This is a genomic window from Marivirga harenae, from assembly GCF_030534335.1.
GTDB lineage: Bacteria > Bacteroidota > Bacteroidia > Cytophagales > Cyclobacteriaceae > Marivirga > Marivirga harenae.
Genome location: NZ_CP130565.1, coordinates 1,215,671 through 1,228,619 on the forward strand (window position 1 = coordinate 1,215,671; position 12,949 = coordinate 1,228,619).

Annotated in this window: 9 protein-coding genes; 2 read left to right on the plus strand and 7 right to left on the minus strand. The window is 37.5% G+C overall.

The genetic code is table 11. From position 1 onward, the window contains the following. Window positions 1–178 precede the first annotated feature (178 nt). The gene (locus Q3Y49_RS05155) at window positions 179–4,669 is read left to right on the plus strand and encodes an ATP-binding cassette domain-containing protein (protein ID WP_303271203.1); all 4,491 of its coding nucleotides are present in this window, start codon (window positions 179–181) and stop codon (window positions 4,667–4,669) included. A 179-nt stretch (window positions 4,670–4,848) separates the two neighbouring features. Here the strand turns inward: Q3Y49_RS05155 and Q3Y49_RS05160 are convergent, their stop codons facing one another. The 4 genes from Q3Y49_RS05160 to Q3Y49_RS05175 all read right to left on the minus strand — a co-directional run bounded on the left by Q3Y49_RS05160 (window position 4,849) and on the right by Q3Y49_RS05175 (window position 8,797). Next, entirely contained in the window at window positions 4,849–5,451 is a 603-nt protein-coding gene (locus tag Q3Y49_RS05160) for an START domain-containing protein (protein WP_303271204.1), read from the minus strand. A gap of 11 nt (window positions 5,452–5,462) precedes the next feature. Beyond that, the gene (locus Q3Y49_RS05165) at window positions 5,463–5,873 is read right to left on the minus strand and encodes a hypothetical protein (protein WP_303271206.1); all 411 of its coding nucleotides are present in this window, start codon (window positions 5,871–5,873) and stop codon (window positions 5,463–5,465) included. 85 nt (window positions 5,874–5,958) lie between these two features. Continuing rightward, entirely contained in the window at window positions 5,959–6,534 is a 576-nt protein-coding gene (locus tag Q3Y49_RS05170) for a Crp/Fnr family transcriptional regulator (protein WP_303271208.1), read from the minus strand. Between the two features lie 271 nt (window positions 6,535–6,805). Further along, on the minus strand, window positions 6,806–8,797 hold the full coding sequence (locus tag Q3Y49_RS05175) for an elongation factor G (protein ID WP_303271210.1): 1,992 nt from the start codon (window positions 8,795–8,797) through the stop codon (window positions 6,806–6,808). Window positions 8,798–9,066: 269 nt separating this feature from the next. On the opposite strand from Q3Y49_RS05175, the gene Q3Y49_RS05180 reads away from it, so the two are divergent. Continuing rightward, the gene (locus Q3Y49_RS05180) at window positions 9,067–9,894 is read left to right on the plus strand and encodes a hypothetical protein (RefSeq protein WP_303271212.1); all 828 of its coding nucleotides are present in this window, start codon (window positions 9,067–9,069) and stop codon (window positions 9,892–9,894) included. A 426-nt stretch (window positions 9,895–10,320) separates the two neighbouring features. Here the strand turns inward: Q3Y49_RS05180 and Q3Y49_RS05185 are convergent, their stop codons facing one another. The 3 genes from Q3Y49_RS05185 to Q3Y49_RS05195 all read right to left on the minus strand — a co-directional run bounded on the left by Q3Y49_RS05185 (window position 10,321) and on the right by Q3Y49_RS05195 (window position 12,796). After that, entirely contained in the window at window positions 10,321–10,632 is a 312-nt protein-coding gene (locus Q3Y49_RS05185) for a hypothetical protein (RefSeq protein WP_303271213.1), read from the minus strand. A gap of 299 nt (window positions 10,633–10,931) precedes the next feature. Then, window positions 10,932–11,927, minus strand: coding sequence for a hypothetical protein (locus tag Q3Y49_RS05190; RefSeq protein ID WP_303271215.1), 996 nt, complete (start codon window positions 11,925–11,927; stop codon window positions 10,932–10,934). Window positions 11,928–12,019: 92 nt separating this feature from the next. Then, window positions 12,020–12,796, minus strand: coding sequence for a hypothetical protein (locus Q3Y49_RS05195; protein WP_303271217.1), 777 nt, complete (start codon window positions 12,794–12,796; stop codon window positions 12,020–12,022). Window positions 12,797–12,949 lie beyond the last annotated feature (153 nt).

Consider the following 12,949-nt stretch of genomic DNA (forward strand, 5'->3'; position numbering starts at 1 on the left):
TTTTCTGCCTTAGATATATTCATTATTTTAATAGAAACGCAATTTTTTTGGTCTACTCTTTTAAAAAAGCACTTCCAGTTGGATCAAATTGATCATCTAGTTAATATACAAGGCTAAGATTGAATCATCATGCTGTAATATTCTTCTTACCTTTAAATTTCCAAAAGAAAAGCAGAATATGAAGATCATAAACGCCCACCAGAACAACCTCAAAAACATTGACTTAACAATACCTGAAAACCAACTAATTGTGGTTACTGGATTATCAGGTTCAGGAAAATCTTCTTTGGCTATGGGTGTGATCGCAAATGAAGGATACCGTTACTTTTTAGAAAGCCTGCCAGCCTATAATCAACAGAACGGACAGTTAATCCCTACTGCTGAAGTAGATGACATTCAAGATTTGCCACCAGTGATCAAAGTGGAACAATCAAAACGCTTTCAATCTATCAATACTACTTTTGGTACGCTTTCAGAGTTGACCTCCATTTTCCGAATTCTATTTGCACGCTATTCAGGGGAAGAAACGATGAGCAAATCATTATTTTCCTTTAATCATCCGCGGGGAGCCTGTGAAATATGCCGAGGCATAGGTGATGCGGAATATATAGATCTTGAAAAACTCATTGGGGATGAAAATAAGACGCTGCGAGAAGGAGCCATCACCACTACCCTTCCCGGTGGCTATATAGTTTATTCTCAGATTACGGTGGAGGAACTCAATAAGGTTTGCAACGCACACGGCTTTAATGTGGACATTCCATGGAAGGAGCTTACAGCTGAACAGCAAGATGTAGTCTTAAATGGTAGTGATCGACTTAAAGTCTTTTATGGTAAGCATGGATTGGAGTCCCGATTGCGGTGGGAAGGAATCAAAGCAAAGCCCAGAGAAGAAGGCTATTACAAAGGAATGCTCCCCATCATGCAGGATATTCTCAGGAGAGACCGAAACCCTAACATCTTAAAATTTGCCAGCTCTAAAGTCTGTCCAAGTTGTGATGGAGCAAGAATCAAAGCTGAGCATCTAAAATACGAATGGCACGGGCTGAATTTTCAAGGCTGGATGGAGCTTTCATTGAGCGACTTATATGATAAACTTAATTCGCTAACACTTTCAGAAGGTGAAAAAACATTAGTGGATAAGATTTGCACTCAACTGTATGACCTTATTCGCCTGGGAATGGAGGATTATCAGTTGAGTGCCCCTAGTATAGAAATTTCCTCCGGTGATGCGCAAAGAATCAAATTGATTAATCAGGTGAATAGTAATTTGCAGGGGATTCTATATGTTTTTGATGAACCTTCTATAGGATTGTCATCAGACTATCAAAAATACTTACTCCACATACTGGATCGATTAATTAGAAGAGGCAATACGGTGATGGTGGTGGAGCATGATTTAGATTTCATCCAGTCCGCAGATTGGATAGTTGAATTGGGACCGCAGGCAGGTGTTCACGGTGGTGAAGTTGTTTTCAATGGCTCTATCGATGACTTCCTGAAGTGCAAGGACAATAGAAGTCCGACATTAGAAGCACTGAAAAAGGGAAATGCCGTAGATTATCCAATTCCAAACAAAGTCTCTGCCTACAATTTTGTACCTGAGGAGCAACAACTAACAGTGGTGAGTAGAAAGAACCCCCAAATACTACAAGGCATTTCCAGCTTTTGTGAAAAACAGGAACTGAACATGCATATGGTAACAGATCAACCGATTGGAAAAACGCCACGCAGTAACCCTGCTACATATACAGGCTTAGGGGATAAAATCCGAGATTTACTAGCCAAAACTTCGGACGCAAAAGAATCAAAATTAGCTAAAGGAGCCTTTTCCTTTAATAATAAAACAGGGAGATGTGAGGCCTGCGAAGGTGCTGGGGTGATTACCCTGTCCATGAGTGCGCTTGGGAATATCAATCAGATCTGTCCTACTTGTAATGGCAAGCGATTTAAAAAGAAAGTGCTCCTTGTAGAATGGATGGGAAAAAATATAGCAGACCTTTACGACTTAAGCATTGAAGCCGCCTATGATTTATTTTCAGGAGAAAAAAAGATTACTGAAATTCTTTCATTGATGTTGAAGCTGGGACTCGGTTACATCAAATTGGGGCAGCCTTCCAATACCTTGTCGGGAGGTGAGGCACAGCGAATAAAACTCACCAAACATTTCACTAAGAAATCGAAGAAGACAATTTTATTGCTGGAAGAACCCAGCATTGGCTTGCACCAAAAAAATGTAACACAATTGCTGAATGCCCTCCATGAACTGAAGCAACAAACTGCTGGTATCATTTGCTTTGAAAATCATGCGCTGTTCCAACAGAGCTGTGATACTTTAGTGGATAATGCACTTGAAGTAAAGCCCATAAAAATTAAGGAAGAACCTAAGCAGCAACGAGAATGGATCTCGATTCAGGGAGCTCGAACACATTCTCTAAAAGACTTAAATCTGGAAGTGCCCAAGCATCAATTATCTGTGGTTACAGGGATTTCGGGTTCCGGAAAATCATCGCTTGTGATTGACACGCTGCACGGCTACGGATTGCAGGAAATGACTAAGCAGTTCTCCAGTTATCAGCAATCACGAGTAGGCGTGAATTTTCAATTTGAAGTCAACCATATTGAAGGTCTCACACCAACCATTTGTATTACTAGAAAGCAAAAGAACTATTCAATTCGAACAGATATTACTAAGCAAACGGGGATTGATAAAATATTACGGTTTGCTTTTTCCCGAAAGGCACAATACGAAGGCGAGGATTTATCAGCCAGTCATTTTTCCAATAATCATGAATTAGGGAGATGTAAAGTTTGCGAAGGAATAGGTGAGGAATTATTACCTGATCTTCAAAAACTAGTGCTAGACGAGAAAAAAAGCATAGCCGATGGACTCTTCTCACACAACAAAGCAGTTGCATATTATGGTGATCCAGCAGGACAGCATATGGCAATCTTGAAGCAGGTTGGAGCGGAACACGGCTTTGGTTTAGAAACCCCTTTTAAAGAATTAAGTGACGATCAAAAAGAAATTCTCCTGCAAGGAACAGGGGAAAAAGTGTGGAAAGCTATCTGGGAATACAAAACCAAAACACGAACAGGAAGGCAAGACTTGACAATGCAGTGGGAAGGTCTATTCCATTACTTGCAAGATGAATATTTCAAAACACGAAAGAACAAAAACATTAGCCAGCTGACTTCTCTGTTTTCATTTAGTGAATGCAAACATTGTTTGGGCAGCGGATTAAAGCCGGAAAGATTGAAATTTACAATAGCCGGTAAATCTATTCATGATATTAAATCCATGGATTTTACGATCTTGAGTGATTGGCTAACGGCCAGTGACAAAGAAGTTGATGTGGAGGGAAAATTATTGGCTAAGATCGAACCTCATTTAATTAACACAATTGAGCGGGCAAAGCAATTGCATATTGACCATTTGCAACTCAACAGAAAATCACCAAGCCTTTCCGGTGGAGAAAATCAAAGAGTAGAACTGATCAAACAGCTGAATAGTCCATTAAAAGGTATTACCTATTTATTGGATGAGCCTACTGCCGGCTTGTCGAACGATAATATTCCGGATCTGATTCAAATCCTGAAAGAGTTGATTGCAAAAGGGAATACAGTCATCGTTATCGAACATAACAAAGACATTATTCATGCAGCAGATCATCTTGTACAGATTGGTCCCCAAGCTGGTAAGCTCGGTGGCTGTACTACCTATCAGGGCAATACGGAAGGTCTGCTAAAGCAAAACGATTGTCATCCTTTCCTGAAAGAGCCAAGCAAAGCAGTTGAGCTCAAAGATGGTAATAAACATATTAGGATTCGCAAATTAGCTAAACATACGTTGGTCAGAAATGAATTAGACCTACCCATTGGTGGCATCACTGCGCTGACCGGAAAATCAGGAATTGGCAAAACCACTTTGGTAAAAGAGATCATCATACCTAGTATAAAAACTGGAAAAGCGATTAACTGTGAAAAAATTGATTTTCCTAAAAATTATGAAGGCGCGCAGTATTTTGAACCTAAAAAGCTCAACAGCCATTCCGCTACACTTTTGGTTTCTTACTTAGATTTACTCAAGGACATTACCAAAATAATGGCTAATGAAACAGAGGCAAAGCCAGCTGACTTTTCTTATAAAACAAAGGGAAGTCAGTGCCCAAACTGTAAAGGAAAAGGTTTTGTAGAAACCAGTCTGGACGTAGCAGCCAATGCTATTGAAAAATGTGAAGACTGTGATGGCAAGCGCTATCAAAAACACATTCTTCAGTATGAAGTGCAGGGACGAAATATAGCTGATATTCTGGATTTTAATATTACAGAATTAATAGCATGGTTTACGGATTTTAAAGTGTCGAATTCTACGCTTAATTTTATCAAAAGCCTAGAGAAAATCGGTTTGGCCCATTTGAGTTTAGGGCAAAGCGTCCAGTCACTTTCCTCAGGTGAAAAGCAACGATTATTACTGCTACGCTGGCTTCAAGATGCTCCCAAAAATGAGCTTTTTATTTTAGATGAGCCGAGCACGGGATTGCATTATGCGGATATTGATTTGCTATATACCATTTTAGCGAAACTGAGTACCCACAATGATATATTAGTGATTGATCATAATCCATACTTATTGAAAATGATTGGGGTTGGAGTGGTTTTGAATTGAATTTGCTATTACTATTTGTTCATAGATAAAAGTGCGGGTCAACTTTCTCCCAACTTTGCACAAACGGACGCTCGCTCTATCGCAATTTGATGCATTTTAGCACTGGTTCAAGCATCCGCTTGAACCAATTAGAGAACATGTAAACGCATTTACCGAGGAAAACAGAAGGACGTTTTAGCTTAATCCTCTGCAAGTATTTTTCTCAGACCAGTTAAGGTTGTGAAAGGTAGTTCAGCAATTGAAATGTTAGCAAGCCAAACCGGAATGTTTTCGCCAGGCTCAGAATGAAATTGATAGGTTAACTCCGTGTATTTTCCTGAAGATTTTAATTTTATAAAGCCCTTCGCCTTCCTCATTCGAACAATTCCTTTTTTTTCGGGAAGATAATCAGGAATTCCTTCCAGGGATATGAACACCTCTTTAGAGTTAACATTATCGATGACCATTTTGTAAACCATATCTCTATTGTTGTAAGGCCACGGAAAAATAGTCTCTACGTAATTGTACTGGATGCCATTTCCCTGATCAAGCACGTTTGCTGTTTTCGTGAAACCATACCATTCGGTGTAGTTATTAGCATTTTCCAATACTTCCACTATTTCATTTGGCGATGCCTCAATCAGCATAAAAGCTTTGAACGATTTGAATTCTGAATCCTCCTCAAATCTAGTGTATACGATAATATCGTCTTCAGACAAGTCCACTTCCCAGGCGGTTTGAGAAAGCACCGAAATTGAATTTCCCGCAAAGACTATAGATAGAACGAGTGTCTGTATATTCATGCTTACTTATGCTAGAGAATGGATTCTTTGGTTTGATACAACCTCATGAAATAGTAAAGGAACAGAAGGAAAAAAATGACGTCTCCAATTATTACTATGAAAACCACAGATCCCGCCAAACCTGATAAATAGAATTTTAGTAGTGAAATAGCAAAACCCACTTTTCCAATTCCTCCCACAACCACAATACCTGTATGTCGCAGCGGATTGTAGGCAACAATAGCATAACCAATGAAATATACCAGGGTGGTGCCCCATGCCCCTTGATAAATTCCATAGAAAAGTGGGTCCGCCAAATCCCTATTGAAGAACCCATGAAAAGTGTAAGCGGTATTAAAATACCCGAAAATAGCCCCTATTAAATTCCATACTGCTGATATGATGAAAAAGGCTCTAAAGAATGTAATCTCTTTACTTTGCATGTCATAAAATATAGATGTTGATCATTAAACTCTATGGCAAAGTTGCAGCTATAAAAGGCCATTTGCATTTACATATGTAAAGAAATCAGTGCTGCGACATGGATTTTCTGATCCGGCTAAGTTGGGTTGCACTGATGCCCAAGTATGCTGCTATATGATACTGTGCTATTTGCTGTTCGATTCCTGGATACTCCTGCTGAAGAATTACATAGCGTTTTTCAGCATCCAGCAAGGCCATCTCAATTTCTTTTTTCTCATTACTTAAAAAATATCTTTCTGCGATGATTCTTCTAAGCCTTTCAACTTCAAAATTGCCTGCAGACAATTCTTCGATTCGACCAAAGGAAGCTTTCCAAAGTTTACAATCCGTGAGGGCTTGCTGAGCTACTTCATTTTTCTGTTTACTGATAAGAGAAGCATAGGAACCAATAATCGATGGGGCTGAAAAAAATGTTTTATTATACTCTTTACCTTCATTATTAATGTAATATGCTCGAACGATACCGGACTCCAAAAACGCAATTTCTTTCGCATACTGTCCTTTTCGTATGAAGTATTCTCCTTTTTTTAATTCTGCAGGGACGAATAGATCTTTCATCAGACTGATAGCCTCCTCTGAAAGGGGTATGACATTACTAAAGAATGCAATTAAATTTCTCATGAGTATATGACTCGTCAATTTCTCTAATATCGTAATTTAGATGATATGGTGACTGCTTTTACCTCTAAAATTTTACGAACTGATTTTTACAATATGGCAAGATACCAAAGTCACTCAACTGAAACTGCAATGTCCTTTTAATTCTTGAGAACTGACCGTGGTACAATGGCTCTTTGACAGCATTAAGAAATCAACCAGCTTCTTAGGGCAGGACAGGTTAAATTGATATTAAACATTTTAACTATCTAATCCCGAAAATATTTTTCTTCTCTCAGCGCATCATCCTTTCATCCGCCTTAAAAGCGCCCCGCATATGCAAGATCCACTGCGATTCATCGAGGGGAGAAACCCCTTTATAAGGACGGATTTTATCATCCGTAAGTGTTGTTTTTTCATATCCATCTAGCCTCAGTTTTAGACGGCCTTTGCCCGAAGTGGTGGCATTAAACTTGATCCCATAGTCCATAGCTTCCGCTACGGCAACTCGACCTTTCAAAATGAAAAAATCCCCATCAAAAAGCGGTGCTTCTATCTGTGCTCTCATTTGATTAAGATCGCTGGAAATAGGGCCAAGTAGATCCTGCTGAGCTTTAATTTCAAAAGCATACATTGGTTCCAAAAGATCCGTCCCTGCGTTCTCCAGACCTCTGAGAACACCCATTGGAGTTGCTAATAAGAAATCTCCGGGGTTAGAGTGCACGATATGCTCTTCACCTTTGATCAAAGTGATCTTGATATCGGTAACTTCATAGCCATGCAGGCCTTGCTTTAAGGTCCACGGAATGGCTCTTTTCACTTCATTGATATATTTCTGGCTGATATCGCTAGTGCGTACTTTGTTTTCAAAGCTCACACCACTTCCCGCTTCTCCAGGTTCTATTAAGAAAGTCATAATGGCCCAACAAGGCTTCGGCATCCAATAGCGAACAAAGCCTTCAGCAGATTGACCAGGCGTCTCTTTATAAATCACTTTAGGCGGAAGGAACTCTGCTTCAATTCCCCATCTTTGGCTTAGACTGTCTTTCAACACTTCGGTTTGAATAGGCCCCAAAATTTTGAGATGAAACTCTCTGTCGTCCTTAAACCATTTAAAATCTAAAATAGGATCTTCCACATTGAAAATTTCTAATGCTTCTCCTAATTTCTGGTAATCCTTCTCATCTAAAGCCTTTACCTCCACCGCCAGTACGGCATTGCTGATTTTGGAGTAAGAATCTGCAAGTTTTTCATTGCCTAAAATATCTCCAGCAAGGATGATATCAGAAGTAGTGATCAAACCGATTTCTCCTCGATGGAGCTCTGAAACTTGCTCCAAACCTGCGGCTTCGGCTTTAAAAATTTGGTTGATTTTTATGTCTTTGCCCAGTTCTTGTGAAGGAATGCTGTCTTTGGTTTTTAAGAGACTGCCATAAGACTTGATATAGGCTAACCTTCCCAGTTTTTCGTGGAATTCTACTTTAAAAACCTTGCCAGCAGGCGTAGAAAAATAATGCGAAGGAGGAGGAATCAACTTTTCCACCTGATCTAATAAGGCTTCAATCCCTAGCCCTAACTTAGCACTTCCAAAAAGCACAGGATAAAGACTTCCGTTGTGAATATGCGGGATGGCTTGCGCCAAAATGGTAGACATTTCGCCTGTATTTGCTTCCAGGTATTTTTCCAGAAAAGCCTCATCACATTCGGCTAGGTTTTCTAGAGAGCTATCAAGAATTGCATGATCCCTGTGATTGCTACTTGCTTCAAAAGGCATAACTTGAATTTGCTGGGAATCCGACAAATCGGGAAGGTTTAAAGCAAAAAGTTTAGCGTCTAATTCCCTTTGAAAATCAGCAAAAACCTGCTCTGGGAATACACCATCTCTATCGATTTTATTAAAGAAAATGATAACGGGCAGATTACGCTCTTTAAGGCTTTCCCATAAATTTAAAGTATGAGCTTGAACGCCTTCTTTAGCCGAAACCACTAAAATTACGGCATCTAAAACGGAAAGCGCACGATCTACTTCAGCTGCAAAATCAATATGCCCTGGAGTATCCACTAACTGAAATTGCGTTTGTTTCCAGTTGAAATTAACAGAAGCTGCTTTGATGGAAATCCCTCTGCTTTTCTCTAGCGCCAAGCCATCCGTGATAGCAGAACCTTTATCCACACTGCCTTGAGTGTTAGTGGCTCCCGCCTCGTGCAGTAGGCACTCCGTCAAAGAGGTTTTCCCTGCATCTACATGCGCTAAAATTCCTATGGTTAAATTTCGCTTTGCTGACATCTGCTTGCAAACTTATCATTTTGCTTAGAAATTTTACAGATCGTCTAACTTAATTTAGTATAACAATTGCTGATGTAGGGTACAATAAGGAATTTTTGGATGGACTACTACAAAGGGATGTAAAGTAAAATCAGGACGAGACAGGACTTTGTACATTGCAAATCGATTTCAATAGTTGTTATTTAACAGTAAGCAAACTTTCTTATCACCTTTTTTTTATCTCAGCTTATAAATACTTATTATTGCCGTTCATTAAAAAAATATCAATCGTGAAGATAAATTTTAAGCATCTCATTTCTACTGTATTACTTTTTACCATTTGTTTAAGCTGCTCTGATAATGCACCAGAACCTGATAGTGAAGGCATTGATTCATCTTGTGAGTTAGAGGTAGTTTACCGAGATAATAAAAGTAGCAGCGTGACCTCTACCGTGTATGTAGACAGTGGATATGGCTCTGATAGGGTAGAATACAGAGAATTAGCTGATAGTTCACTGGTTTACTATATGACTTTTGAATATAATGGCCAAAACCAAGTAACCCTCTCAAAGAGGTTTGATATGAACGATGTTTTGGAAAGTGAAAAAACAATTGAATATTGGCCATCCGGAGAAAAGAAGATGATAAAGACTGAACGCAAGAAGATTGAAACCTTATCCGATAAGACCAATGCCATCCAAGAGTCATATTTTGATGAAAAGGGAAACATTGAGGAATATAAGAATTTTAATATCTCCGGATCTATTGTTTATCATACGCTATATACAAATACATATGAAGGAGATAAGCTAGTAGAAGCCTACCGTGATCATTTGGTTGACCGTCATGATGCTACTTTAGAATATACATATAATTCTGAAGGCCTAATCCAAGAGATTTTAACAAAAGACATCAATGGAGAAGTTACTTTCAAAACTGAATATGAATATAGTGATGATATGAATGAGGTTAAAAGATATAGCAACGGTGGTACATCATTGTCTGGATCCGAAAAAACTTTTTTTAATGAAAACGATACCATTTTGAAGACTCAATCGCTTTCAGGTGATGGTTCAATAAGAGTAGAGCATTCTTATTCCTATAATTGTTCAAATTAAGCCTGGTTCCATTAGCTTGAAGGGGTAAATACTATTTTAAATGATTGTTGACGACTCTATCAAGATCGACTTTTCAACTTGTTTTAAATAATCATTTTACCCTCATTACAAATACCTAATTTAAAAATCCGCCTTACTCTCTACATCAAGAGCGCGCGAAAGAAAATAATAATTGATGAGGGATAATGATTTGTAAAGCAACTAAGGCTGGAGCAAAGCTAAAAAAATCAGTGCCCTAAAAACATATCTACTTCCAAAGTATAAACAATTTAAGGTTTTTACTGTTCTTTGCAGTGGAATTCAATTCGTAATAAACATACCTATAGATTCTCCCTTTTAATTAACGCATAATAATTATTAATTCATTATCCTCATTGATTTTCCCGATAGGCTTGCTGGCATCATTACCTTTATAAATTTCTCTTTCTATCTCGGAAGCCCTCCCTTTAAACTGCCATAGATTATATTCTCTCCACTATGAAAGTGAAGATCTAATGGAATTATTGATTTTGTCTTATCTTGAATTTTTGTGAATTGTCCTTTAAACGATTTTATATATGCTTTGACAATTTTTTCATATTTTTTCTTCTTATCACTTTCGTTTCTAATTACATGTTCAAAAGCCTCTTCAATTTTTAAACTTTTTCTCTTGGATTGATACCTTAAATTGAACTGATAAATACCTAATTTTAAATTATGGGCCATTGTGGTTGGGTTTTTGATTAAAATTCTACTCAAACTCTCAGATAGGTTTTGAAATTCTTTTACTCCTATCTGAACGCCTAACAGCAGTGTTTCTAAAGGTTTCGGTTATTGATGAATTGTAAATATAGGAATACAGTTCCATTTTTCACCATATAAATAGCACTATTCATCGAAAAAATTTAATTATGAATGAGGAATTAAAAATCATGAAAATTTGTGTGGAGATTTAGTTTGACATTATTCCTCAATCACATTCTCTACATCTGAATTGTATTTGAGAAGTTTAGGTTGCATAGAGATCTACTTTAGATTGATATATCCACAGCAATTCATTACAAGCAGCTACACCCAAATAGATCTACTTCTGAGTACCACAGATACTTGACTTCAATACCTTCATTTATCATTACCAATGCTCTGAAAGGTGTGTCATATTCATCATTTATTGGAAAGGAATCGGCATAAGTAAGATATAAATTATCGGTGCCTTCTAGCTTTGCAAAGGTTTTAGCTAGGTATTCGCTTGAGGGACAGTCCAGACAAGCCTTATTGTAACCCTCTTGAATAAGGGAGTCTATTCTAGGCTCATTTCCAAATGCTAAATCCAATTTCATAGAACTAGCTAATAGCAATGAATCTCGCATAGCGATATAAGTTGGATCTAATATGTATTCATGATAGTACAGGCATTCACCATAAAATTTACCGAGATCTATTACACGAGTTGAATCCATTTTACTTGGTGTATAAAAATAAATGAACGGCTTTTCCTGTCCCGAATAGATAGAATCTAGAATTTGCGGAAAATACTTAATCTTATTCGATAAAAAGGCCAATTCATTGTTCGTAGTATCATACCTTTTGATGAGATCAATTTCTTTTGACACTGGAACTGGTACACCTTCTTTAGTTCTTTCATAGTGAGGATAAAAAATTAAGCTAAGCTCCTCTTTCTTAAGCCTAAATACTGGATTTATTGAGTGTTTGAAAGCCAGGGTTTTCTCTTGAGTTTTTAGTGACTTCAATAACTTCAAATTATTGGCAGACAAACTATCGCCTTTGATACTTATAATTTCATCTATTAAACTTGCTTTAACGGAATCATTGGGGTACCGACTCTTGAAATAATCATCACAATTATTTTGAGGGGTTTCTTTTTTGTCCTCCACCTCATTTTTTAGTGCTTTTTGTAAGGTTTCCTCTTTTTGTATAACTGCTTTTTGAATAGTTTGATCTTTGCTTTTGACAGTTTTACTCTGATTTGTTTCCTGCCTTGGGCTACAAGCAAATATTACTAAAAAAAGTAGGTGGATTAATTTAATATTCATTTTCTATGTAGCTTGTTTGATGCATAAATTTCCGAAATTTTTCACTGATCCAAGCAGACGCTTGGACCAATTGAGTGTTCAATTGGGCAGTTTCAACATATCATCCCCCAATATTCATTCTCTATTAAAAAATCTCTGAAAGATTGTTTCTCCTTTTTCTTGCCCACTTCTTTAATATAGAATTTCGATTCATCTCGATTCCAGCCTAAGGTCAGTTCAGTATATTCTAGTTGATTATAAATTTCATAAGCAAGCTTTAATTCTTTGAGTGTATTTTGCAAGTCAGTTCTTGTTTTGAATTCATTATAGCCTGATCCAATGTATTTAGAGATTACCTTAACATCTTCTCGATTTATTTTCTCGAAATCCCCTGCTAATATGAGTTCTAATGTAGTGCTAGTGCCAATTTCTTCCACAATATCTTTGATGCCCGACAAATTAGTCCAATTTCTTGAATTGTACTCTTCTTGCTTATAAGAGTAACAAATAGCATTTTCACCAGATGGTTTCAATCCGAAAGGGACCAATTCAATTTCTACATGAGTGTCAGTACCAACTCTTGGAATTTCGAATTCGATAAAAAAACTAGGCGTTTCAAGATTGTCATTAATGGCCTGGCTTGAAAATGAATTTAAACCAAAATTATCAGGCATAATTTCCTCCAGACTTTTATTTGATGAACTTTCCTTTGTCCAACTGCAATTAAATTCCTCTGACTGCAAGAAAATATAATGGTCTTTATTGTTTTTGTAAGCCCCCACAGTAGAACTACAAGAACAGCCACAGGTTGGCCAGCCGCCCCAAACTTTCAAATAGCCATTTTGAGAATCATCTATTTTTTCAAAGTCCGGCTTTCCATCGTCATTCATATCCTCAAACCTACTATAGCAAGTGTTAACTCTTTCCCATAATAATTCGCTTAGTGATTTTTGAGATTGACTAAATCCAATTGTAGTTGTCAGTATGAATTAGATTAGTAAAGCATTTTTCATGTGCTGGTATATATTACTTCCAAAGATATA

What these genes read in the sequence shown, in the direction of transcription:
- Q3Y49_RS05155 (WP_303271203.1), top strand. Translation starts at nt 179, where the DNA reads ATGAAGATCATAAACGCCCACCAGAACAACCTCAAAAACATTGACTTA.
- Q3Y49_RS05160 (WP_303271204.1), bottom strand. Translation starts at nt 5,451, where the DNA reads ATGAATATACAGACACTCGTTCTATCTATAGTCTTTGCGGGAAATTCA.
- Q3Y49_RS05165 (WP_303271206.1), bottom strand. Translation starts at nt 5,873, where the DNA reads ATGCAAAGTAAAGAGATTACATTCTTTAGAGCCTTTTTCATCATATCA.
- Q3Y49_RS05170 (WP_303271208.1), bottom strand. Translation starts at nt 6,534, where the DNA reads ATGAGAAATTTAATTGCATTCTTTAGTAATGTCATACCCCTTTCAGAG.
- Q3Y49_RS05175 (WP_303271210.1), bottom strand. Translation starts at nt 8,797, where the DNA reads ATGTCAGCAAAGCGAAATTTAACCATAGGAATTTTAGCGCATGTAGAT.
- Q3Y49_RS05190 (WP_303271215.1), bottom strand. Translation starts at nt 11,927, where the DNA reads ATGAATATTAAATTAATCCACCTACTTTTTTTAGTAATATTTGCTTGT.
- Q3Y49_RS05195 (WP_303271217.1), bottom strand. Translation starts at nt 12,796, where the DNA reads ATGAATGACGATGGAAAGCCGGACTTTGAAAAAATAGATGATTCTCAA.